General features: G+C 70.6%; 20 protein-coding genes and 1 pseudogene. 7 read left to right on the forward strand and 14 right to left on the reverse strand.

Going from position 1 to position 21,489, the window contains the following annotated elements; all coding sequences use genetic code 11:
• Positions 1 to 388 precede the first annotated feature (388 nt).
• Together AB0I69_RS25005 and AB0I69_RS25010 are read right to left on the reverse strand one after the other, a co-directional pair.
• On the reverse strand, positions 389 to 1,321 hold the full coding sequence (locus AB0I69_RS25005) for a M48 family metalloprotease (RefSeq protein ID WP_363097893.1): 933 nt from the start codon (positions 1,319 to 1,321) through the stop codon (positions 389 to 391).
• A gap of 88 nt (positions 1,322 to 1,409) precedes the next feature.
• The gene (locus AB0I69_RS25010; RefSeq protein ID WP_363097894.1) at positions 1,410 to 1,781 is read right to left on the reverse strand and encodes a BlaI/MecI/CopY family transcriptional regulator; all 372 of its coding nucleotides are present in this window, start codon (positions 1,779 to 1,781) and stop codon (positions 1,410 to 1,412) included.
• A gap of 238 nt (positions 1,782 to 2,019) precedes the next feature.
• Between AB0I69_RS25010 and AB0I69_RS25015 the strand changes: the two genes are divergently transcribed.
• The 3 genes from AB0I69_RS25015 (at position 2,020) to AB0I69_RS25025 (ending at position 4,634) form a co-directional block, all read left to right on the forward strand.
• A complete protein-coding gene (locus AB0I69_RS25015) occupies positions 2,020 to 3,090 on the forward strand; it encodes a sodium-dependent transporter (protein ID WP_363097895.1) in 1,071 nt (356 codons plus the stop codon).
• Between the two features lie 296 nt (positions 3,091 to 3,386).
• Positions 3,387 to 4,097 carry a dienelactone hydrolase family protein gene (locus tag AB0I69_RS25020; protein ID WP_363097896.1) on the forward strand — a complete coding sequence of 237 codons (711 nt, stop codon included), beginning with the start codon at positions 3,387 to 3,389 and terminating at the stop codon, positions 4,095 to 4,097.
• Between the two features lie 78 nt (positions 4,098 to 4,175).
• Positions 4,176 to 4,634: a pyridoxamine 5'-phosphate oxidase family protein gene (locus AB0I69_RS25025; RefSeq protein WP_363097897.1), complete on the forward strand. Its 459-nt coding sequence runs from the start codon at positions 4,176 to 4,178 to the stop codon at positions 4,632 to 4,634.
• Between the two features lie 13 nt (positions 4,635 to 4,647).
• Here the strand turns inward: AB0I69_RS25025 and AB0I69_RS25030 are convergent, their stop codons facing one another.
• The 9 genes and pseudogenes from AB0I69_RS25030 to AB0I69_RS25070 all read right to left on the reverse strand — a co-directional run bounded on the left by AB0I69_RS25030 (position 4,648) and on the right by AB0I69_RS25070 (position 12,845).
• A complete protein-coding gene (locus AB0I69_RS25030) occupies positions 4,648 to 5,553 on the reverse strand; it encodes an aldo/keto reductase (RefSeq protein ID WP_363097898.1) in 906 nt (301 codons plus the stop codon).
• A 42-nt stretch (positions 5,554 to 5,595) separates the two neighbouring features.
• The gene (locus tag AB0I69_RS25035; RefSeq protein ID WP_363097899.1) at positions 5,596 to 6,960 is read right to left on the reverse strand and encodes an RICIN domain-containing protein; all 1,365 of its coding nucleotides are present in this window, start codon (positions 6,958 to 6,960) and stop codon (positions 5,596 to 5,598) included.
• A gap of 134 nt (positions 6,961 to 7,094) precedes the next feature.
• On the reverse strand, positions 7,095 to 8,150 hold the full coding sequence (locus AB0I69_RS25040; RefSeq protein ID WP_363097900.1) for an NAD-dependent epimerase/dehydratase family protein: 1,056 nt from the start codon (positions 8,148 to 8,150) through the stop codon (positions 7,095 to 7,097).
• Between the two features lie 83 nt (positions 8,151 to 8,233).
• Positions 8,234 to 8,866 carry an SRPBCC family protein gene (locus AB0I69_RS25045; protein WP_363097901.1) on the reverse strand — a complete coding sequence of 211 codons (633 nt, stop codon included), beginning with the start codon at positions 8,864 to 8,866 and terminating at the stop codon, positions 8,234 to 8,236.
• Positions 8,863 to 9,237, reverse strand: coding sequence for a metalloregulator ArsR/SmtB family transcription factor (locus AB0I69_RS25050; protein WP_363097902.1), 375 nt, complete (start codon positions 9,235 to 9,237; stop codon positions 8,863 to 8,865). The genes AB0I69_RS25045 and AB0I69_RS25050 overlap by 4 nt, the downstream gene beginning before the upstream one ends.
• 59 nt (positions 9,238 to 9,296) lie before the next feature.
• Positions 9,297 to 10,628: pseudogene (locus AB0I69_RS25055) on the reverse strand (aldehyde dehydrogenase family protein); the annotation flags it as partial.
• 103 nt (positions 10,629 to 10,731) lie between these two features.
• Positions 10,732 to 11,928, reverse strand: coding sequence for a sigma-70 family RNA polymerase sigma factor (locus tag AB0I69_RS25060; RefSeq protein ID WP_363097903.1), 1,197 nt, complete (start codon positions 11,926 to 11,928; stop codon positions 10,732 to 10,734).
• Complete coding sequence (locus tag AB0I69_RS25065) at positions 11,928 to 12,284, reverse strand: YciI family protein (protein ID WP_363097904.1); 357 nt, start codon at positions 12,282 to 12,284, stop codon at positions 11,928 to 11,930. Before AB0I69_RS25065 ends, AB0I69_RS25060 begins: the two co-directional genes overlap by 1 nt.
• 72 nt (positions 12,285 to 12,356) lie before the next feature.
• Positions 12,357 to 12,845: a MarR family winged helix-turn-helix transcriptional regulator gene (locus AB0I69_RS25070; RefSeq protein ID WP_363097905.1), complete on the reverse strand. Its 489-nt coding sequence runs from the start codon at positions 12,843 to 12,845 to the stop codon at positions 12,357 to 12,359.
• Positions 12,846 to 12,956: 111 nt separating this feature from the next.
• Between AB0I69_RS25070 and AB0I69_RS25075 the strand changes: the two genes are divergently transcribed.
• The 4 genes from AB0I69_RS25075 to AB0I69_RS25090 all read left to right on the forward strand — a co-directional run bounded on the left by AB0I69_RS25075 (position 12,957) and on the right by AB0I69_RS25090 (position 18,433).
• Positions 12,957 to 14,039: a substrate-binding domain-containing protein gene (locus tag AB0I69_RS25075; RefSeq protein ID WP_363097906.1), complete on the forward strand. Its 1,083-nt coding sequence runs from the start codon at positions 12,957 to 12,959 to the stop codon at positions 14,037 to 14,039.
• A gap of 213 nt (positions 14,040 to 14,252) precedes the next feature.
• The gene (locus tag AB0I69_RS25080) at positions 14,253 to 15,950 is read left to right on the forward strand and encodes a hypothetical protein (RefSeq protein WP_363097907.1); all 1,698 of its coding nucleotides are present in this window, start codon (positions 14,253 to 14,255) and stop codon (positions 15,948 to 15,950) included.
• Between the two features lie 92 nt (positions 15,951 to 16,042).
• Complete coding sequence (locus AB0I69_RS25085; RefSeq protein ID WP_363097908.1) at positions 16,043 to 17,092, forward strand: acyl-CoA dehydrogenase family protein; 1,050 nt, start codon at positions 16,043 to 16,045, stop codon at positions 17,090 to 17,092.
• An 87-nt stretch (positions 17,093 to 17,179) separates the two neighbouring features.
• Positions 17,180 to 18,433 (forward strand): GNAT family N-acetyltransferase, encoded by a 1,254-nt coding sequence (locus tag AB0I69_RS25090; protein ID WP_363097909.1) that lies wholly within the window; start codon positions 17,180 to 17,182, stop codon positions 18,431 to 18,433.
• Between the two features lie 21 nt (positions 18,434 to 18,454).
• On the opposite strand, the gene AB0I69_RS25095 is transcribed toward AB0I69_RS25090, so the two are convergent.
• From AB0I69_RS25095 to ssuE, 3 genes are read right to left on the reverse strand one after another with little or no spacing between them, the layout of a single operon-like run.
• Positions 18,455 to 19,597 carry an LLM class flavin-dependent oxidoreductase gene (locus AB0I69_RS25095; protein ID WP_363097910.1) on the reverse strand — a complete coding sequence of 381 codons (1,143 nt, stop codon included), beginning with the start codon at positions 19,595 to 19,597 and terminating at the stop codon, positions 18,455 to 18,457.
• A gap of 34 nt (positions 19,598 to 19,631) precedes the next feature.
• Positions 19,632 to 20,840, reverse strand: coding sequence for an SfnB family sulfur acquisition oxidoreductase (locus AB0I69_RS25100; RefSeq protein WP_363097911.1), 1,209 nt, complete (start codon positions 20,838 to 20,840; stop codon positions 19,632 to 19,634).
• A 5-nt stretch (positions 20,841 to 20,845) separates the two neighbouring features.
• Positions 20,846 to 21,400, reverse strand: a complete 555-nt coding sequence (ssuE, locus tag AB0I69_RS25105) for an NADPH-dependent FMN reductase (protein ID WP_200709625.1) — start codon at positions 21,398 to 21,400, stop codon at positions 20,846 to 20,848.
• Positions 21,401 to 21,489 lie beyond the last annotated feature (89 nt).

Consider the following 21,489-nt stretch of genomic DNA (forward strand, 5'->3'; position numbering starts at 1 on the left):
CTGATCCTCGCCTGCACCGGACACCTCCGAACGACACGGCACGGCACGCGGGCGATGCAGCGGGTTGCCGCGCACGCCGGACATGCGCGGACGACTCCACGGACGCGCGGACCAACGGGCCCTCACGCACGCCGGGCGCCCCTGCCGACTGGCCGGACCCTTGGCGTCGACGACCTATGCGCATCCCAGCGGATCGCCGCACACGCGACTCAGCCAACCGTCACGCGCAGCCCTACCCGGGCTCCGCACGCGAAGGCCTGCCAGCCGCTGCCCACCGACGCGTCGCACTCGTCGCACGCCGACCAACGCGCGACGCCCGCGCAGCAGCACACGATCGCGCCTCCCCTGCGCCTCCACCCAACTCGCCGGACCCACCTCACCCCACCCCTCAGCCGCCCTCCTCCCCCTGTGCCACCTCCACCCGATGGTGGACGTCGATCATCTCGGTGGCCGAGGCGGCGAAAGAGAGCATGACGCAGGCGATCAGCACGGCGGCGAGTCCGCAGGCGGCGGTGCGGTGGGTGACGCGTGGGGCCGCGAGGAGGGCCTTGACGCGCTGCGGGACCGGGCCGGTCGTGGCGCCGGGGACGAAGTCCGGGCGTTCGGAGCGGGCCGACTGCCCGGCCAGGGCGGCGCGGGCGATGGCGCGGGCGATCAGGCGCCGGTCGCCGACGACGGTGGCGGCGGCCTCGTCGGCGGCGCGTTCGGCCGCGAGCCGGATCGCGTCGCGGACCGGGCGGAGTGCGGGATGGCAGCGGGCGGCCAGTTCGGCGGCGGCGAGGAAGTAGTGGTGGCCGCCCGCGTTGTGCGCCCGCTCGTGCGCGAAGAGCGCCTCCCGCTCGGCGGCGTCGAGGCTGCGCAGCATCCCGGTGGTGACGACGATGCGGTGCGGCCTCCCTGGCAGGGCGTACGCGTCCGGGCGCGGGGAGTCGACCACGCACAGGTCGCCCGCGACCGGCCCGCGCCCGGCCACGATGCGGGCGGTACGGAAGGCTCGGGACTGGCACCGTGCCCAGCGCGTCAGTGACCAGGCGCACACCGCGAGGGCACCTGCCGACAGCACGGCTGCCGGCAGGACGAGGCTGCCCGCGGAGGTCCGCAGTGGGTGGACGAGTTCACCGAGCGCCGCGAACAACGGCAGTCGGAGCAGACCGGTCAGGACGAACGCGCCGAGCGCGGCGAGGGAGCAGCCGGCCGCGATCACCGCGGAGCCGGTGAGCAGCCACAGGGCGGCGACCGGCGTGAGTCGCTCCAGGGCGCGCCGGGCCGGTGACCGCAGCGCGAACGGCAGCACGAGCGGAAGGAGCAGCAGGGCGATCATCGCTCACCGAATTTCGTCTTTCATCGCTCGCCGAATTCCACGGCCCACCGAATCTCGTCACTTCACCGTATCCACGAGTCACCGGCCTTCACTCGTCACCGGGTTCGAGGAGGTCGCGAAGCACGCGCTCGTCGTCGGGGCTGAGCTGGGCGACGAAGCGGGCGAGGACCGTCTCGCGGTCGACGTCCCGGTCCAGTTCGGTGTGCATACGGCGGGCGGTGAGCCCCTGGGCGTCCTGGACCGGGAAGTACGCGTAGCCGCGGCCCTGGCGTCGGCGGTCGACGACGCCCTTGTCGTGCAGCCGGGTGAGGATCGTCGTCACCGTGGTGCGGGCCAGGCCCGTGCCGAGGCTCAGCTGTACCTCCCCGGGGGTCTGGGGGTCGCCGGCGGCCCAGAGGGCGGCCATGACGGTGGCCTCCAGCTCACCCGCCGGTCGGCGTTCGTCCTTCGCGTCGGCCATGGGAACGATCCTCACCCCGTCCTCGTCTACAGTTCAGTAGACCGTCTACAGGATTGTAGTCACTCGGGTGCCGTCTCGTCGCCGCGCCCGCGTACTCATTCCCGCGTGCCCATTATGGAAGGACCGTCGACGATGACCGCAGGGCTTCGCACACTCGTTCCCCCGCGCGCGTCGACGCGCTTCGAGCCGATACCGGCGCTCCGTCTCCGCCCAGGTCCTACGACGGAAGAGCGCCACGATGTGTCCCCAGCCCGCAAGGAACCCCTCCGTATCCCATCTGCTCGCGCTGCTGCGCCGTCACCTGGGGCGAGCCGTCGCCGTGACGTATGTCGCCGCGGCGGTGCTGCCCGGTCCGGGCCTGTGGCTCCGGCATCCGCATGCCACGGGCATCGCCGAACTCTCCTTACGGACACCCCAGTTGCTCCTCGCCCTCGTGCTGTTCGGCGCCGGTCTTCAGGTGCCGCTGCGTGAGCTGAGGTTGCTGGTGCGGCGCCCCGCCGCCCTGGTCGCGGGGCTCGGGCTGCACATTCTGGTGCCGCTGCTGATCGTCCCCGGGGTGGCCCTCGCGCTGCGGCTGTCGCCGGACCACGACGGTGGGAGCGGCATGATCGCCGCGATGATCCTCGTCGTAGCCATGCCGGTGGCCGCCGGTGCGACGGTGTGGACCGCGAAGGGGGACGGGGACCAGCCCACGGCCGTCGGCCTGGTGCTCGCCTCCACGCTGGTCAGCCCGCTGACCGTCCCGCTCACTCTGGCCGTCCTGTGTCCACTGCTCCAAGGGGACTACGCGGGCAGGCTGGCGGTGGCCGCCCATTCGGCCGGGAACGCGTTCGCCCTCACCTCGGTGGTGCTGCCGTGTGCGGCGGGCATCCTGTGCCGGCTCGTGCTGCCCCGGCGCGCGCTGGGCGTACTGCTCGGCACGGCCGTCCCCGCCGCGCTGCCGGGTTCGCTGCTGCTGACGTACGTGAACGCCAGTGGGGTGCTCGGTCCCTTCCTGCGTCATCCGCGCCCGGTCCTCCTGCTGGCCGCGCTCGCCGTCGCCGCGACCGTGTGCGGGCTGTCCTTCACGCTCGGGCGGGTGGCCTCACGGGTGCTGCGGCTCGACGCCCGGGCCGGTGCCTCGGTGACACTCGCCTGCGGAATGAACAACAGCAGCGCCAGCGCGGTGCTCATCACGACGACCCTGCCCGACCGTCCGCACATCCTGCTGCCGGTGCTGGCGTACGGGCTGCTGCAGAAGGTGGCCGCCGGGCGGGTGGTGCGCATGGGGCAGGAGGGCGAACCCGGAGTGAGAGCGGCGTCCGGCTGAGCGAGGGAGGGGGCCGGAGCGACCTCCGAACCCGGCCGTGACAGGCTGGGAATCCGAAGATCATGCCGGGGCTCGCCCCGACGCCCCTACCTAGGTCGTGTCCGCAGAGTCCCGTCGTCCGCCCGAAGGGCGGGCCCTGCGGCGTCCGGTGCGTGCTCTCGGCGTGCCGGGCGGGAGCCCTCGTACTGGACGTACTTGGGCTTTCGCCCGGTGCGACGAGAGTGCGTGCCGGGCGTCGCAGGGCAGGCGGGACTTTGCGGACACGGCCTAGCACTGCCGTACAGGAGTTGAGCGCCATGTCCTCCGAGCTGCCGAAGTCGACCGGAGCCCCGGCCCGTCAGAACGTGACCTTCCCCAGTGCCGGGGGCACCGCCCACGGATATCTGGCGCTGCCGCCGTCCGGGCGCGGGCCGGGTGTGATCGTCATCCAGGAGTGGTGGGGTCTGACCGACCACATCGCCGACGTGGCCGACCGGCTCGCCCAGGAGGGCTTCGTCGCGTTCGCCCCGGACCTGTACGGCGGGAACGTGGCGCACGAGAGCGACGAGGCCCTGCGGATGATGCGGGCCCTCCCGGTCGCCCGGGGTGTCGACCTGCTCTCCGGCGCGGTCGACCACCTGCTGTCCCTGCCCGAGGTCACCTCGGACACGGTCGGCGCGGTCGGCTTCTGCATGGGCGGCGGCTTCGTCCTGTACCTCGCCGCGGCCGACCCCCGGGTGAGCGCGGCGGTGCCGTTCTACGGCGTGATCCAGGGCGAGCTGCCCGACTTCTCCGGGCTGAAGGCGCAGATCCTCGGCCACTACGGCGAACTGGACGAGAGCATCCCGGCGAAGAGCCTCGACGCCCTCCGCGAGACCGTCCAGGAGCAGTCCGGCATCACCGCGGACCTGCGCCTCTACCCGGCGAACCACGCCTTCTTCAACGACGGCCGCCCGGTCTACGACGCCGACTCCGCGACCCGCGCCTGGGCGAGCACGGTGCCGTTCCTGCACGAGCAACTGGGCTGACACCCGGGTGCCCTCGGGCCGAGGTCCTACACCTCTGGCCCGAGGTGCCGCGCGGGCGCCGCCGGTAGCGTCCCGGGCATGAAGATCACCGGGCCGCCCCGCGGCCCCGAAGAGCGCAGGCGTGACGTACTGGCCCGGCTGGAACGGGAGTTGGACATCTGGGTGGCCTCGGCGGACGCCGACGGGCTGCCCTGTCTGGTCCCGCTGTGGTTCGCCTGGGACGGGCAGTACGTCTGGCTGTCCACCCGGCCCACGAACCCCACGGGCCGTAATCTCGGCGACGGGCGGCGGACCCGGCTCGCCTTCGCGGACACCCGGGACGTCGTGCTCATCGACGGCGAGGTGACGGCCTTCACCGCCCAGGACGTCCCTGCTGTCTCGGCCGAGGCCTTCCACGCGAAATACGGCTGGGACCCCCGAGAGGACCGCGCGGCCTACTCCTTCTTCCGGGTACGGCCGGTGGCCGTCCAGGCCTGGCACGAGCAGCGCGAGCTGCCCCAGCGCCATCTGATGCGGGACGGAACCTGGGTGGTGTGAGCCCAGCCGACCGTCAACCGGCCTTCCTGTGCAGCTCGTTGAGCCGGCCCAGTTCGTCCTCCGTGAGCCGGATCGCGCCCGTGGCCACGTTCTCGGCGAGGTGGTCGGGGTTGCCCGTGCCGGGGATGGCGAGGACGTGCGGGCCCTGGGCCAGGGTCCAGGCCAGGCGGATCTGGGCGGGGCTGGTGTCGTGGTCCTCCGCGACGGCCAGGACCTCGTCGTCGTGGGCGTCGGTCGCGCTCCTGGCCCCGCCGGCGCCCGCGATGGCGAAGAACGGCACGAACGCGATGCCCTGTTCGCCGCAGATCCGCAGCATGTCGTCGGTCTCGGCCTTGTACGAGTCGAGCGCGAACCGGTTCTGCACGCTCACCACCGGGGCGATCTCCTGCGCCTCGGCGAGGTGGCGGGGCTCGACGTCGGAGAGCGCGAGGTGCCGGACCAGGCCCTCCTCCTGGAGTTCGGCCAGCGCGCCGTAGTGTTCGGCGATCGAGTCCTGCCCCATGCGGCGCAGATAGACCACGTCGAGCCGGTCGCGCCCGAGCTGGCGCAGGTTTTCCTCGACGTGACCGCGCAGGTCGTCGGGGCGTGCCGCGCTGCCCCACTCCCCCGAGTAGGTGCGGAAGGGCCCGACCTTCGTGGCGATCACGAGGCCGTCGGGGTAGGGGGCGAGCGCGGTGTTGATGAGTTCGTTGGCCGACCGCAGCGTCGAGAAGTAGAAGGCGGCCGTGTCGATGTGGTTCACGCCGAGCTCAACTGCCTTGCGCAGCACGGCGATCGACTGGTCGCGGTCGCTCGGCGTGCCGAGGTTGAAGGCGGCGCTGCCCGTCAGCCGCATCGCGCCGAAGCCGATGCGGTTGACGGACAGGTCGCCGAGTTGCCAGGTGCCCGCGGCCGCCGCGGTGATCTTCTCCGAAGTCATCAGCGGAGTTTCGCACACACCCGCCGCGCGGCCGACCGCACTTTACGGATACGTGTAGGTGTTCAGGGTGTTGACGGCGGAGGCGGGGTCGCCGAGGTCATAGCGGTCCACGGCAAGGAAGTTGGGCTTCTTGCGGGCGGCCGGCTGGCAGAACCGCTGGGCCCGGTCGAGGACCTTGGTGTTGTCGGTCTGTGCCGTGCCGGCGATCGTGGCGTCACGGAAGTGGTTCATGACGAACAGCGGACGGAAGCCGGACTGCGTCTGGGTGAGCGGCACGTTGAGGTCGCTGCCGTACCAGCGGCTGTAGCAGGACCAGTCGGAGGAGCTGGCGCCGGAGCCCATGGACCAGTAGTTCTCGACGGTCCACTCGCGCTGGTACATCACGCCGAAGCTGTCCCGGGTCAGTCCGGCGGACTGGTCGGAGGCGCGGCTGTGGTCGGTGAAGATCAGCAGGCGGTGGTTGGCGGCGATCAGGTCGGCCATCTTCGGCCAGCCGTTCTGCTGCACACCGGTCTGGTCGGGGCGGTACAGCACGTCGTACAGGCCGTTGACGCGGGCGAGTTCGCTGCGCAGGACGCCCGGGTCGACGTAGTCCTCCAGGAAGACGGTGACGAACTGGTCGGGGTGCGCCTTGAGGAAGTCCACCATGCGCTGGAGGTCGACGTTGAGGGCGACCGGGCTGCTGACGAGGGTGCAGCTGTCGTGGCAGAGGATCGCGCCGTCGGAGGTCTGGTGGATGTCCAGCATGAACCCCCGTACGCCGTCGGAGAGTTGCTGGTTGATGCCGCGCGACTGGTTCGGGAAGAAGTTCACGAAGGGCGGGGCGAAACCGCCGTCGACACCGTTGGCGTAGGCGTTGTGCGCGGTGAGGAACGTGACCTGGTCCAGGGTGCGTTGGTCCTGGGCGGGCATCGGCTTCGTGGGTGAGGTGATCGGCGTGAGGTACCAGGAGGCGAGTCCGCCGAAGGAGCCGATGGCGAGCTGGGCCGGGTAGTTGGCGCCGGAGGGCTTGGCGCCCACGGTCAAGTAGCTTTCCGTGCCCGGGGCTTTGAGCGTGTACTGGTCGCCGCCGGTCGGGGTGATCTGCCAAGCCGCGTCGGCGCTCGTGCAGGCGACGGTCTTGGCCTGGCTGCCCGAGCGGCCCAGACAGCTGCCGGCCGTGTCGGTGCTCTCCAGGACGTACGAGGATCCGCTCGTCCGGAGGCTCCACTGCTGGTGGTCCTCGTTGCCCTTGGGGTTGTGCTGCTCCACCGCTCCCCCCTTGTCGGCCGCGTTGAGCCCGGTCGTGGCGCTCTGGACGTAGTAGGTGCCGGCGGCGGGGACCGCGTCGGCGGCTCCGGCCGGTGGAGCGACGATCGCCGCCGACAGCGCGGCGGCGACGGCGAGCAGGGCGTGGGGGGTTCGCATGGGTGCCCTTCGGTTGAGTGTGGTCAGGCTCATGACACCGAAAAGGTGATCGGGCCACACCCAAGCGCCTTTGGTCTGAACCAGTCAAGAGGGGTGAACGGTCGGCGACATGAACGGCGAAGAACGAGGAACGGTCAGCGCGATTCCCTCAACTGCCGCCAGGCCAGGTAGTGGTCGAGGAGCGTCTCCTCCAACGGCCGGTAGTCGATGCCGAGTTCCTTCACGCCGCGCCGGTTGTCGACCGTGAACCTGATCCCGAGGTGCTTGCGGATGTAGTCCTGGGTGAGCCCGAACGCCGGGCCCAGGATGCGTACCGGCCAGTGCGGCAGGCCGTGTCGGGGCAGTCGGACGTTGCGCGGGAAGCGCTGCCGCAGGGCGCGAGACATGTCGAGGAAGGACGCCATCCGGGACGCGGCGACGATGTACCGGCCGTGTGCGTCAGGGTTTTCCGCCGCCGCGATGTGCGCGCCCGCGACGTCCCGCACGTCGGCGACGGTGAAGCTGAAGTCGGGCGCCCCGTAGAAGAAGTAGCCCTTGAACAGCTCGTCGAGTAGGAACAGGCTGCCGGAGTCGGAGGCCGGGGTCAGTGAAGGGCCCAGGATCAGGCCGGGGTTGACGGCGACCATGCGCCATCGGCTCTGCGCCTGTTGCGCGTCCCAGGCGGCGCGTTCGGCGACCGTCTTGGCGTAGTGGTAGGGGTTGTTCTCGACCGTGCTGGTGGTGTTGAAGTAGTCCTCGGAGAGGATTCCGTCCTTCATCGCCAGTACGTCGACGTAGTCGCCGAAGATCGCGCCGACCGTCGAGGTGAAGACCAACTTCTCGACCGTGGGCGTGCGTTCGATGCCGGCGAGGACGTTCCGGGTGCCGGTGAGCGCGGGGTCGACGACGTCCTTCTGGCCGTCCTTGATCTTCTCCGGCATCAGGAACGGCGAGGCGACATGGAACACGACCCGGCAGCCGTCCATCGCCGCGTCGAAGGAGCCCGCCGCCAGCAGATCGGCCTCGAACAGCTCCAGCGCGCCGGGGAATTGGGCCCCCATGGCCCGCAGTGGTGCGACCTTCGCCTCGTTGCCGAGGGACCGCACGGTGGTGTGCACCCGGTAGCCGCGCTCCAGCAACTGCCGGACCAGATGACTGCCGACGAAGCCACTCCCGCCGGTCACCAACACCGTCTCGCCGCCGACAATCATCCCTGGCTCCGATCACCGTGGTATCCAGCGCGCACGCTACAACGGTGATCGGTCCCGGGTCAGCGCTTCGGTCGCTACGACTCTCAACTCCCGGCCCCTGTATAGGCGGCCGTGGTCCGGTCGGCCGCCTCGCGGGCCACCGACTCGTCCTCGCCGCTCGCCACGTTCGCCGCGAACCACGCCTCACTGCTCGCCGTGACGAAACGACGGCCCTCCTCGGACGCCAGCCAGGCCATGGCGTCCTCGGGCTTCACGGGAGCCGTACCCGACAGGTTGCCGTCGAGCCCGAGAAGGATCGAGTCCCAGCCGACGCCCACCGCGCCGGGCCCGAACTCGGCCCACTTCGTGTCGTCGACGTGGGCGATGTGCTCCAACTCGAAGCGCGTTCCGTCGCCCTCGGGCGTCAACCGCAGCTCGATCCAGCTCACTTCGCCGCCGAACTCCCAGGTCGCGAAGAAGCTGTTGGGCGGGTCGCAGCGCTCGACGGTGCCGCCCGCGTTGCCCTGCAACTGGTACTTCCCGCCCAGCCGCAGTTCGCCGGTGACGGGCAGGAACCAGCGCGGGATGCGCTCGGGATTGGTGCAGGCGTCCCAGACGTCCTCGGGCGGTGAGTCGTAGGACTGGCCGATGGTGATCACGCGGGCCTCGCCGGCCTTGAAATCGCGTCGGCCGACCGTGCGGCTCACGGAGTTGATCTGGTGGGTGACGTCGATCATGGGGTGCTCCTCGACTCGTCGGGGCTGTCGTCGTCGGCCTCGCGGAGCCGGCGCTCGCGCTTGCCCCGGGCCAACTCGGTTGCCAGGGCGTCCAGATGAGGGGTCCAGTAGCGGCGGAACCGGTCGAGCCAGGCGTCGATGTCCCGCAGCGGCTCGGAGTTGACCGCGTAGAGGCGCCGGGTGCCGTCCGGCCGTACCGTCGCGAAACCGTTCTCCCGCAGCACCTTCAGATGCTGGGAGACCGCGGGCTGCGTTATCCCGAACTCCCGCCGGACGGCATCACTGACCGTGCCGGCGGACTGCTCGCCCTCGGCGAGCAGCTCCAGGATGCGGCGGCGCACGGGGTCTCCGAGCACATCGAAAGCGTGCATGTGCCCAAAAGTATCACCGGTCGCTTATATAAGCGACCGGTGATAGAAGAGTCCGCCCGTCAGACCAGCGGCTTCTCCAGCAGGGCCTTGCGGTGGCTGAACGTCTCGATCGAGTAGCGGCCGTGGTAGTTGCCCATGCCGCTCTCGCCGACACCGCCGAAGGGCAGGTCGGAGACGGTGAGGTGGGCGAGCGGGAGGCCGTAGCCGATGGCGCCGGAGGAGGTCTCGGCGGCGATCCGGGCGCGAGTGTCGTCGGAGTCCGTGAAGACGTACAGGGCGAGAGGCTTGTCGCGGTCGGTGATGAAGGCGATCGCCGCGTCGAGGTCGGGGACGGTGACGATCGGCAGGATCGGGCCGAAGATCTCCTCCGCCATGACGGGCGCCTTCGGGTCCACATCGGCGAGCACGGTCGGCGCGATGTACTTGTCGCTGCGGTCGCTGCGTCCGCCGACGACGACCCGGCCGGAGTCGAGCAGTCCGGTGAGCCGGTCGAAGTGGCGCTCGTTGACGATCCGGCCGTACTCGCCGGAGGTCTGCGGGTCGGCGCCGTAGACCTTCTCGACCGCGGTCACCAGCAGGGGTTCGAGCGCGGCGGCGGTCTCCGGGTCGGTCAGGACGTAGTCGGGAGCGACACAGGTCTGGCCGGCGTTGAGGAACTTGCCGCGCGCCAACCGGTCGGCGACGACGGCGAGATCGGCGTCGCGGTCGACGAACGCCGGGGATTTGCCGCCGAGTTCGAGGGCGACCGGGGTCAAGTGCTCGGCGGCGGCGCGCAGGACGATGCGGCCGACGGCGCCGTTGCCGGTGTAGAAGATGTGGTCGAAGTGCTCGGCGAGTAGGGCCGTGGTCTCGGGGATGCCGCCCTCGACGACGGCGACCGCGTCGGTGTCGAGGTAGGCGGGCAGCAGCCGGGCGATGGCGGCGGAGGTGGCCGGTGCCATCTCGCTGGGCTTGACGACCACCGCGTCACCGGAGGCCAGCGCGCCGACGACCGGGGTCAGCAGGAGCTGGAGCGGGTAGTTCCAGGGGGCGATCACGAGGACGACGCCGAGCGGGTCGTACTGCGTCCAGGCGGTGGCGTCCGTGCCGAGGTGGGCCGGTACGGGGGCGGACTCCGGGCGCAGCCATTCCTCAAGGTGGTCGAGGGTGTGGTCGATCTCGCGGATCGTGAAGCCGATCTCGGTGCGCTGGGCCTCGGCGGCGCTCTTGCCGAGGTCGGCGCGGAGGGCGGCGGCGAGGTCGTCGCCGTGCTCCGTGAGCAGGTCGCGCAGGCGGCGCAGCTGGGTGGTGCGCCACTCGACGGGCTTGGTGCGGCCGGTGCGGAAGGTGGCGCGCAGCCGGGCCACGATGTCGGCGGGCTGCTCGGGGCTGGACTGGTTCACGGTGCCTCGCTGCTGGTGCGTGGGGGTTCTCGACGGTCAGGTGTATATACCAACCATTCATACACCAGGAAAAATTCCGGTGCAGTCATGGTCACCCTGCGCATCGCGGCTGTCACCTCCGGACGAGTTCCCGGCGGCGGCGTTCCAGGTACCCGCGTTCCGCCGCGCTCCCGGTGCGGGCGATGGCCGCCTCGTACGCCCGAACCGCCTCGGTGTCGCGGCCCAGGCGGCGCAGCAGATCGGCGCGTACGGCGTGCAGGACGTGGTAGTCGTCGAGGTCCAGCGCGTCCACGAGGTCGAGGGCCTTGCGCGGACCGTCGACCTCGGCGACGGCGACGGCGCGGTTCAGGGCGACGACCGGGCTCGGGGCGACGGCCATCAGCTGGTCGTAGAGCTGGAGGATCTGTCCCCAGTCGGTCGCGTCGGCGGTCGGTGCGTCGCTGTGTACGGCGTTGATCGCGGCCTGGATCTGGTATGGCCCGGGGTTGTTGAGGCGCAGGCACCGCCGGACGAGTGACTGGCCGTCGGCGATCAGCTCGCCGTCCCACCGGTCGCGGTCCTGTTCGGGCAGCGGCACCAACTCACCGTCCGGGCCCTCCCGCGCGGCCCGGCGCGACTCGATGAGCAGCATCAGGGCGAGCAGGCCGGTGACCTCGGGCTCGTCCGGCATGAGTTCGGAGAGGAGGCAGCCGAGGCGCAGGGCTTCGGCGCGCAGTTCGGGCGAGTCCGTGTAGCCCTCGTTGAAGATCAGGTAGACGACGGCGAGGACGCCCTTGAGCCGGTCGGGAAGGTCGGCGTCGCGGGGCACCCGGTACGGGATTCTCGCGTCGCGGATCTTGGCCTTGGCGCGGACGAGGCGTTGGGCCATCGTCGGTTCCGGCACCAGGAAGGCGCGGGCGATCCGCGCGGTGGTGAGCCCGCCGAGCAGCCGCAGCGTGAGCGCGACCTGGGCCTGGGTGGCGAGCGCGGGGTGGCAGCAGGTGAAGATCAGACGGAGCCGGTCGTCACGCACGGGTCCCTCCTCGGCGGGCGCGTCGGACGCGTACAGCAGGGCGGCCTCGCTGTGACGGGCCTCCCGCGACGACTCGCGGCGCAGCCGGTCGATCGCGCGGTTGCGCGCGGTCGTGATGATCCACCCGGCCGGGCTCGGCGGCGCACCTGCCTCCGGCCACTTCTGTACGGCCGTGGTGAAGGCGTCCTGGACCGCTTCCTCGGCGAGGTCGATGTCACCGAGGAAGCGCACCAGGACCGAGACCGCCCGCCCGTACTCGGCACGGAAGACGGCCTCGATGTCGGTGTCGAACGGCATCAGTCCTCGGCCGTGTTCATGAAGGGGCGCACCTCGATGGGCAGCGTGGTGGCCCAGGTCGCCCGCTTCCCCCACTCCAGGGCCGCGTCCAGGTCGGCCGCCTTGATCAGGCAGAGCCCGCCCAGATACTCCTTGCCCTCGGCGTACGGCCCGTCGGTGATCAGCACGTCGCCGTCCTTGGGGCGCAGCACGGTGGCCGTCTCGGGCCCGTGCAGTCCACCGGCGAAGACCCAGGCTCCGGCGGCCTGCAGTTCGTCGTGGAAGATCTCCAGCTTGCGGCCGATCTCCGCCAACGCCTCGGGCGAGGGCATCTGTCCGTCGGTCGGGGTGATCACGCTGAGCAGGTAGTGCTGCATGACGTCCTCCAGGACGTAGGGGGTTCTCTCACCTCCTACACGAACGTCATGGTGCCGGATCGACACCTCGCCTCAGGACACCGGCAGGATTTTCTCCGCGGGTTCGCCGACGGGTTCGTCCCTCGGCCCCTCCGCAGGCTCCCGGTCAAGCGCCGCCGTGAGCCGGGCAAGCAGTCGTACGAGGTCGCCGTGGTCGTCGATCGCGTCGAGGAGCCGGGTCTGATCGGCGAGGAGGCGACGGGCCGCGCGCTGGTGGAGGGTACGGCCCCGGGCGGTGAGGTGGAGCAGGACACGGCGGCGGTCGGCGCGGTCGGGGCGGCGGTGGACCAGGTTGTCGGCGACCATCCGGTCCACGAGTTTGGTGAGGCTCGGCGCCGGCATCAGGGCCTGGTCGGCGATCTCGGTCATCGGGTGGCCCTTGCCGTCGGCGATGATCGACAGGACGCGCCACTGCTCGACCGAGCAGTCCTCCTCGGCCAGTACGGCGGTCATGCGCAGGCCCAGCCGCCGCTCGGCGTGACTCAGCAGGTGGGCGAGGCCCGGCGACGGTACGGACGACATTGCCGCTGTCCTTCCGGTAGGTCTACTGTGCGGTTCAGATTACGAGCCTCTGCGAGGGCGCCGGGGCCGGGACGGGTATCCGTGCCCTCATGCCCTCACGGAGGTGGTCCTTTGCATCCGCTGCCGCCCGGGCGGATCAGCGGCCCGATCAGGACTCTGGTCGTGGCACTGGTCGTGCCCCTGCAAGGCCCGGCGGGCGTCTTCGGCCCGTCCTGCGAACTGGCCGCGCAACTCGCCGTGGAGGAACTCAACGCCACCGGTGGCGTGTTGGGCCGCGAGGTCCGGCTGGTAGTGGTGGACGGCGGCGCGCCGGCGGAGCGGGTGGCGGCCGAGGTCGAGGTCCTGGTGTCGATGCGCGCGGTCGACGCGGTGGTGGGCTGGCACACCTCGGCGGTCCGCAAGGCGCTGCTGCCGCGCATCGCCGGCCGGGTGCCGTACGTCTACACCGCGCAGTACGAGGGCGGCGAGCGCACACCGGGCGTGTTCCTCACCGGCGAGACCGACGCGGCCCAACTCCTGCCCGCCATGCGGCTGTTGACGGAGGCGACCGGCGTACGGCGCTGGTGCACGGTGGGCAACGACTACGTGTGGCCCCGGGTGACCGCCCGGGCCGCGCGCCGGTACGCCCTGGAGTGCGGCGGCCGGGTGCGCGACGAGGTGTTCGTGCCGCTGGGGACCTACGAGTTCGGGCCGGTGCTGCGGCACATCGAGCGGTGCGAGGCGGACGCCGTCCTGATGCTGCTGGTCGGGGACGACGCGGCACGCTTCAACAGGGCGTTCGCCGCACACGGGTTGCAGCAGCGGTGTCTGCGGCTGAGCACCCACATGGACGAGAACATCCTGCTGTCCACCGGCGCGGAGGCCACCGAGGGACTGTGGGCGGCGGCCGGGTACTTCGAGACCCTGGCCACCGCCGAAAGCCTTGATTTCAGCGGCCGTTACGCGGCCCGGTTCGGCGTGGAGGCACCCGTCGTGGGCAGCCTCGGCGAGTCGTGTTTCGAAGGCGTACGACTGCTGGCAGCACTCGCCGAGCAGGCGCGGTCGCTCGATGTGGGCGCCATGTGCGCGGTGGGCGGCACCGTCTCGTACGAGGGCCCGAGAGGCGTACTGCGCCTGCACGGCAACCACCTCCGTCAACGGCTGTACCTGGCACGGGCGGACGCCTTCGACTTCGACATCGTCGCCCAACTCTGACCTCCCCCATCCGCTCGGACCGAGAGTACCTTCCCGCAGGAATAGTTTCCACAGGAAGCATTGATTAAATCTACGCGCGTCGCCAAAAGAATTTTGAAATCCCTTCCATTTAAAGCAGGCGAAACGGCCGGGAAACAATTCGGCGTGACTCTTCCGTCCAACTCCCCCGGGCCGTCCGGGAGATGACCCACACCCGTGGAAGAGGGAAGTGTCGTGACGGAGATCGTCGACAAAGAGGCGCCGGCAACGGCTGCCGGACGGACCTACAACGACTGGGCGAAGAACGACACGTTGGAGGACTACTCGCTGCGCTACGCGCCGAAGTCCTTCCGCCGCTGGACGCCCTATGTGGTGGCCACCACCGCTCTGGGCGGCATCGCGTACCTCGCCGACTTCGCCATCGGCGGTTCCATCGCGATCTCCAACGGCTTCTCCAGCGCCATGGTGGCGATCCTCGCGGCAGCGGTGACGATCTTCCTCACCGGCATCCCGATCTCGTACTACTCGGCCAAGTACTCGATCGACATGGACCTGTTGACCCGGGGCGCCGGCTTCGGCTACCTCGGCTCGACGCTGACGTCGGTGATCTACGCCAGCTTCACCTTCATCTTCTTCGCCCTGGAGGGCTCGATCATGGCGCAGGCCCTGGATCTGGGCCTCCATATCCCCCTCGCCGTCGGCTACTTGATCTGCTCGCTGATCATCCTGCCGCTGGTGATCTACGGCATGACCGCGCTCTCCAAGATGCAGGTGTGGACCCAGCCGGTGTGGCTGGTGCTGATGGTCGCGCCGTTCGTGTCCATCGCGATCCAGGAGCCCGGCAAGTTCTCGCAGTTCACGCACTTCGCGGGCAACTCCCCCACCGGTTCCAGCATCAGCATGCTCGGCGTCGGCGCGGGTGCCGGTGTGGCGCTGTCGCTGATCGCGCAGATCGGTGAGCAGGTCGACTACCTGCGCTTCATGCCCGACAAGACCCCCGAGAACGCGAAGAAGTGGTGGGGGGCGGTGCTTTCGGCAGGACCGGGCTGGGTGGTCCTCGGCGCGGCCAAGCAGATGGGCGGCGCGTTCCTCGCCTTCTACATCGCCGGCAGCGTGGGCCTGGCCAAGGCCAACGAGCCCATCCAGCAGTACGTGCACGGCTTCAAGACCTTCGCCGCTCCGGTCGCCCTGGGCCTGGCCACGTTCTTCGTGATCCTGTCCCAGGTGAAGATCAACTCGACGAACGCGTACTCCGGTTCGCTGTCCTGGTCGAACTTCTTCTCCCGTCTGACACACCGTCACCCGGGCCGCGTGGTCTACATCTTCCTCAACGTCGGCATCGCCCTGGCCCTGATGGAGGGCGGCGTCTTCGGCTTCCTCAACACGGTCCTCGGCTTCTACTCCAACGTGGCCATCGCCTGGATCGGCGCGGTCGTCGCCGACCTGGTCATCAACAAGCCGCTCAAACTCAGCCCGTCCTACATCGAGTTCAAGCGCGCCCACCTGTACAACTTCAACCCGGTCGGCTTCGGCTCGATGCTCATCGCGTCGGCGGTCTCCATCGCCGCGTACTTCAACGCGTTCGGCGACTACGCCAAGGCCTACTCGCCCTTCATCGCCCTGTTCCTGGCGATGGTCCTCTCGCCCCTGTTCGCGTACCTCACCAAGGGCAAGTACTACATCGCCCGCCTCGACGACCTGGCAGAGCCGCTGCTCGACGCGGACGGACTCCCCTCGGCCGTCATCCTCAACTGCACTGTCTGCACAACGGACTTCGAGCGCCCCGACGTGGCGAACTGCCCCTTCCACTCCGGCGCGATCTGCTCCCTGTGCTGCAGCCTGGAGAAGGACTGCCACGACTCCTGCAAGAGCGCACCGGGCGCCACCGGCCCGGTCGACCTGGCGATGCCCGCCGTACGCTCGGCGGACTGACCCCTCGCGTTCCCACCGCTCCGGCCCGTGTCCTACGACACGGGCCGGAGCGTCGCGCGTGGCCGACCCGCCCGATCGGCAGAATCTCCCGCATGACCTCCCACGTCCTCGTCACCCGCGCCCGCCGGCTCGCGGACGACCTCCTCGCCCCGCACGCCGAACGGGTCGACCAGGAGGGCGTCCCGGCGAGCCACATCGAGGCGATCAAACGGTCCGGCCTGCTGGGCGTGAGCGCACCCGTGGCCTACGGCGGCTCGGCGGCACCGGCCGCGGTGGCCCGGGAGACGGCGGAGATCCTGGCCGGGGCGTGCTGCTCGACGTGGTTCGTGCAGACACAGCACCACACGCCGGTCATGACACTGGCGAGGAGTGAACTGCCGGTACGGGAGCGCCTGTTGGGCCCGCTGGCACGGGGCGAGCTGATGTCCGGGGTGGCGTACGCGCACCTGCGGGCGTATCCGCGGATCCCGGTGCGGGTCACGCGGGAGCGGGGCGGTTGGCGCTTCGACGGGACGGTGCCCTGGTACACGGGCTGGGGCCTGAACGACGTGATGCTGCTCGCGGGGGTGACGGACGCGGACGAGGCGCTGTTCGCGTTCGCGGAGGCGCGGGAGCAGGAGGGGCTGCGGCCGTCCGACCCGATGCGGCTGGCCGCGCTCACCGCGTCCCGGACGGTGTCGCTGGAACTGGACGGCCTGTGGCTGCCGGAGGAAGCGGTGGCCCTGCGCGCGCCGTACGCGGAGTGGGCGAAGACCGACCGCCCGAAACCCACGAACGCGTCACCGGCGGTCTTCGGTGTCGCGCAGGCGGCCCTCGCCCTGCTGGACGACGACACGTCAGGTCCGATCCGCACCCGCCTGTACGAGGTGCGCAAGCAGGCCTACGCCTTGGCCGACCAGCCCGTACCGCACGAGCACCTGGCGGAACGGCTGGCGCTCAGGACACAGGCGTACGAGGTGCTGATGACGGCGACCACGGCGGCGGTGGTGGCTGGCGGCGGCAGATCACTGTCATTGACGAGCAAGGCCCAACGCCTCGCGCGGGAAGCCCTGTTCCTGCTGGTTCAGGGCCAGACGGCGGAGTCGAGGCGGGCCCATCTGAAGGCACTGGCCGACTCTGCCACCCAGAGTGACCGGCCGTAATTCGCTTGACCCGGTCGCGGAGCAACGCTGCACTGTGGCGGGACACCACGGGAGATGGTGCCGGTATCCAGGGAGGCAGCGGCAGCGATGGAGATCCGTCCCACGACCGACGAGGACCATGACGTCTTCGTCGACACAGTCCATGCCGCGTTCGGGCTCTTCCCGGAAACCCCGGTCGAGGGCGGCGGGCTCTGGTGGTCGGCACTCGAAATGGACCGCGGCGTGCTCGCCCTCACGGCGGACGGGCGGCCTGTCGGCACGGCCGCCGCGTACTCCTTCGAGCTGACCCTGCCCGGGGAGATCCTCGTCCCGGCGCCCGGGGTGACCGCAGTCGGCGTGCTGCCCTCACACCGGCGCCAGGGCGTGCTCAGCGCGATGATGCGGCATCAGCTCGCCGAACTGCGGGCCCGCGGGGAGTTCCTCTCCGTGCTGCTGGCCTCCGAGGCCACGATCTACGGCAGGTTCGGCTACGGACCGGCGACCTATACGGCACGGCTGACGGTGCCGCGCCACAAGGGCGCCCTCGCCGCTCCCCGGGCGCGCGGAACGGCCGACGCACCGGCGACCGGCCCGGACAGCGGCTCGGACATCGGCTCGGACATCGGCTCGGTCGAGGTGCTGCGTCGTGCCGAGTGCGGCGAGATCCTGGAAGAGGTCTACGACCGGTACCGCCGCGCCCAGCCCGGCGCGCTGTCCCGGCCGCACCGCTGGTGGGCCCTGCGGGCGGGGCAGCCCCCGATCTCGCCGGCGCAGCGCTACGTCGCCGTTCACCGTGACGCCGACGGCATCCCGGACGGGTACGCCAGCTATGCGATCGAGTCCGGCACCCTGACGGTCGACGAGACCATCACCACCGACGACGCCGTCTTCACGGCCCTGGCCCGGTTCGTACTCGGCCACGACCTGGTCTCCCAGGTCGTGTTCAAGCACGTCCCGCCCCAGCACCCGCTGCGTTGGCAGCTGGCGGACTTCCGCGCCGCCGAGGTGAGCGGCGACATGGACTGGCTGTGGGTGCGGCTGCTGGACATCCCGCGTGCGCTGACCGCGCGCGGCTGGTTCATGGACGGCGAGCTCGTCCTCGACGTCGACGACCCGTTCCTCGGCGAGCACGGCCGCTACCTGCTGACCGTCCGGGACGGCAAGGCCGACTGCGTGCCGACGGACCGGGAGCCCGACCTGTCCCTGGACGTAAGCGACCTGGGCTCGGTCTATCTCGGCGGCACCGCCCCCAGCACGCTCGTACGGGCCGGACACATCCGGGCCCACCGCCCGGACGCGGCCACCCTCGCCGACGCCCTCTTCCGCGCCGACCGCTCCCCGCACTGCCTGCACTGGTTCTGACCACGCGCCCACCGACACACATCAACCGGCAAACGGCACCTGTGCCGCAGAAGCCCGCTGCTCACCGACAGGGTGCTGCCACACCCCCTGCGCCGCCAGCCTCGGCAGCACTCCCTCCCCGAACCAGTACGCCTCCTCCAGGTGCGGATACCCGCTCAGCACGAACTCCTCGATCCCCAGCGCCGCATACTCCTTGATCCGCTCGGCGACCTCCTCATGGCTGCCGACCAGAGCCGTCCCGGCACCACCCCGCACGAGCCCGATCCCGCCCCACAGGTTGGGATGGATCTCCAGCCCGTCCCGGCTCCCGCCGTGCAGCGCGAGCATCCGCTGCTGCCCTTCGGACTCACTCCGAGCAAGCCCGGCCTGCACGGACTTCACGGTTGCGGCGTCGAATCCTTCGAGCAGCCGGTTCGCCTCGGCCCAGGCCTCCGCGGACGTGTCACGCGTGATCACATGCAGCCGGATGCCGAACCGAAGTGTCCGCCCCTCCTTCGCCGCCAGCCCCCTGATCCAGGCGATCTTCTCGGCGACCTGGGCCGGCGGTTCACCCCAAGTGAGGTACACGTCCACGTACTTGGCGGCGATCTCCCCCGCGATCGGCGACGAGCCCCCGAAGTACACCTCGGGCACGGGGTCGGGCAGCCGCGCCAGCTTCGCGTCCTCGACGCGCAGGTGCTCGCCGGCCAGATCGACGGTCTTCCCGTCCCACAACTGCCGTACGATCTCCAGGAATTCGCCGGTACGACGGTAGCGGTCGTCCTTGTCGAGGAAGTCCCCGTAGGCCCGCTGCTCGTGACTCTCGCCGCCGGTGACGACGTTCAGGAGCAGCCGTCCGCCGGTCTGCCGCTGGAACGTGGACGCCATCTGCGCGGCGAGCGTCGGCGAGACGAAGCCGGGCCGAAACGCGACCAGGAACTTCAGGCGTTCGGTGTTCTGGCTGACCATCGCGGTGGTGAGCCACGCGTCCTCGCACCAGGCGCCGGTGGGCGTGAGGGCGCCCACGAAGCCGAGGTCCTCCGCCGCGCGGGCGATCTGGCTCAGATAGGCGACCGTGGGCGGCCGGTCCCGTCCGGAGGCGGTGGCGGGGGTGCCGTGACCGCCGCCCACGACATGGCGGCTGTCCCCGTTGGTGGGGAGGAACCAGTGGAAGGTGAGGGACACGGGGGTCTCCGATCTGGGCTGTCCTGTAGGTGGGTCAGAGGAGGCCGTGGCGGGGTGGCCTGGTGCCGTTCAGCACATAGCGGCCGATGTGCTGGATCTTCCAGCGGGCCGGGTCGTGCAGGGTGTGGGTGCGGGCGTCACGCCAATGCCGGTGCAGATTCAGCGAGTTGAGGGCAGAGCGGGTTCCCGACACCTCGAACAGCGCGCCCGCCACCTCCACGGCGGTCTGCGCCGCGTGCACCTTGGCCGCCGCGACAGCGATGGAGGCCTCCGCCGCCGAGTGGTCGTTCAGGTCGGCGCGCGCCGCGTCCACCGCCTTGGCCGCCTGGATCAGCAGGGCCTCGGACGCCCTTACCTGGATGGCGAGTTCACCGAACCGCTGGATCAGCAGCGGGTCCTCGGCGGCGGTCGCGACCCCGCTCTCGAACCAGGGGCGGCTCTTCGTCCGTACGAACTCGACGGCCTCGACCAGTGCTCCCCCGGCGATCCCGGCGTCGATGGCCGCGTGCAGCAACTGGGCCACCGCACCGTGGAGTTGCGGTCCTTCGAAGGTGAGGTGGTGTGGCAGAACGCGGTCGGCGGGGACGGCGACCGCCTCCAGCCGGACCGTGCCGCTGGCCGTCGTACGCTGGCCCATTCCGTCCCAGTCGTCGACCACCGTGACGCCCTCGGCGTCGCTCGGGACGTACGCGACATGGAGGTTGTCGTCCTCGGTGCGGGCGAGGACGGGGATCCAGTCGGCGAAGAGGGCGCCGGTGGAGTAGTGCTTGACGCCGGTCAGTCGGTACGAGCCGTCGGACTGTCGGGTCAGCCGGGTGCGGATGTCCTGGACGTGTTTGGTGCCGGCTTCCGACTGGGCGTTGCCCAAGCGGCGACCGGCCAGCAGCTCGGCGAAGAAGAACTTCCGCTGGTCCGGGCTGCCCTGACGGCGGATCACATTGACGTAGGCGAAGTGGCTCTGCGGGATCTGGGCGAGGCTGCCGTCGGCCGAACCGAGCAGGCGGAAGATCTCCGCGAGGGTCTCCGCGCTCACGTCGGCTCCGCCGTGGTCCGCGGGCACGGTGACGGCGAGCAGTCCGGAGTCCGACAGGCGGTCCAACTCGGCGCGTGGAAGCCTGCGTTCGGAATCGCGCGCGGAGGCCCCGGCCCGGAACTCGTCGGCCAGCGCGGCGGCGAGAGCGAGGGCCTCCGCGTCGTCGGCGATCACGTGGGCGGGCGCACGGGCAGGCTCATGGGCGGTCATGGTGGTCAGCTCGCCGCGGCCAGGAGCGGCGTGCGGCCTAGAGCGGCCGAGAACTGGTCCACCACCTGAGTGAGCGCCTCGGTGGTGGCCGGGGCGACGGTGAGCGAGCCGTCCTCGTGGGCGGTGATGTCCTTGTCGAGGGTGAACCAGCCCTGGACTATGTGGGCCGCACCCATGGAGTTCAGCACCGGGCGGAGCGCGTAGTCGATGGCGAGCACATGTGCGGTGGACCCACCCGTGGCGAGCGGCAGCACGGTCTTCCCAGTGAGGGCATACTGCGGCAGCAGGTCGAGCAGCGCCTTGAGGACTCCGGAGTAGGACGCCTTGTAGACGGGGGTGCCCACGACCACTCCGTCGGCGCGGGCGAACAGTTCGGTGGCCTCGACGATGGCCGGGTGGCGGAAGTCCGCGCCGAGCAGGGCCTCGGCGGGGATGGTGCGCACATCGAGCGGGATCACCTCGTGGCCCTGGGCGATCAGCCGCTTGTCGAGGTGGCGCAGGAGGCGATTGGTGCGGGAGGAGACGGAGGGGCTGCCGGAGACGGAAAGGACGGTGGCCATGGGTCCTCTTTCGGGGAGGTGGGGCGGGCGCCCCTGTGCGGACGCCCCGGGGCGGGGGGGGCCGGGGTACCCGGTGGGGTAGGGCAGTT

Origin of the sequence: Streptomyces sp. NPDC050508 (genome assembly GCF_040655155.1) — a bacterium.
Taxonomy (GTDB): domain Bacteria; phylum Actinomycetota; class Actinomycetes; order Streptomycetales; family Streptomycetaceae; genus Streptomyces.

Excerpts from the sequence above, each read along its gene's own strand:
- AB0I69_RS25085 (WP_363097908.1), top strand. The coding sequence starts at position 16,043 with ATGACCTCCCACGTCCTCGTCACCCGCGCCCGCCGGCTCGCGGACGAC.
- AB0I69_RS25090 (WP_363097909.1), top strand. The coding sequence starts at position 17,180 with ATGGAGATCCGTCCCACGACCGACGAGGACCATGACGTCTTCGTCGAC.
- AB0I69_RS25060 (WP_363097903.1), bottom strand. The coding sequence starts at position 11,928 with ATGCCGTTCGACACCGACATCGAGGCCGTCTTCCGTGCCGAGTACGGG.
- AB0I69_RS25020 (WP_363097896.1), top strand. The coding sequence starts at position 3,387 with ATGTCCTCCGAGCTGCCGAAGTCGACCGGAGCCCCGGCCCGTCAGAAC.
- AB0I69_RS25005 (WP_363097893.1), bottom strand. The coding sequence starts at position 1,321 with ATGATCGCCCTGCTGCTCCTTCCGCTCGTGCTGCCGTTCGCGCTGCGG.
- AB0I69_RS25040 (WP_363097900.1), bottom strand. The coding sequence starts at position 8,150 with ATGATTGTCGGCGGCGAGACGGTGTTGGTGACCGGCGGGAGTGGCTTC.
- AB0I69_RS25030 (WP_363097898.1), bottom strand. The coding sequence starts at position 5,553 with ATGACTTCGGAGAAGATCACCGCGGCGGCCGCGGGCACCTGGCAACTC.
- ssuE (WP_200709625.1), bottom strand. The coding sequence starts at position 21,400 with ATGGCCACCGTCCTTTCCGTCTCCGGCAGCCCCTCCGTCTCCTCCCGC.
- AB0I69_RS25010 (WP_363097894.1), bottom strand. The coding sequence starts at position 1,781 with ATGGCCGACGCGAAGGACGAACGCCGACCGGCGGGTGAGCTGGAGGCC.
- AB0I69_RS25100 (WP_363097911.1), bottom strand. The coding sequence starts at position 20,840 with ATGACCGCCCATGAGCCTGCCCGTGCGCCCGCCCACGTGATCGCCGAC.
- AB0I69_RS25035 (WP_363097899.1), bottom strand. The coding sequence starts at position 6,960 with ATGCGAACCCCCCACGCCCTGCTCGCCGTCGCCGCCGCGCTGTCGGCG.
- AB0I69_RS25025 (WP_363097897.1), top strand. The coding sequence starts at position 4,176 with ATGAAGATCACCGGGCCGCCCCGCGGCCCCGAAGAGCGCAGGCGTGAC.
- AB0I69_RS25065 (WP_363097904.1), bottom strand. The coding sequence starts at position 12,284 with ATGCAGCACTACCTGCTCAGCGTGATCACCCCGACCGACGGACAGATG.
- AB0I69_RS25050 (WP_363097902.1), bottom strand. The coding sequence starts at position 9,237 with ATGCACGCTTTCGATGTGCTCGGAGACCCCGTGCGCCGCCGCATCCTG.
- AB0I69_RS25070 (WP_363097905.1), bottom strand. The coding sequence starts at position 12,845 with ATGTCGTCCGTACCGTCGCCGGGCCTCGCCCACCTGCTGAGTCACGCC.
- AB0I69_RS25045 (WP_363097901.1), bottom strand. The coding sequence starts at position 8,866 with ATGATCGACGTCACCCACCAGATCAACTCCGTGAGCCGCACGGTCGGC.
- AB0I69_RS25015 (WP_363097895.1), top strand. The coding sequence starts at position 2,020 with ATGTGTCCCCAGCCCGCAAGGAACCCCTCCGTATCCCATCTGCTCGCG.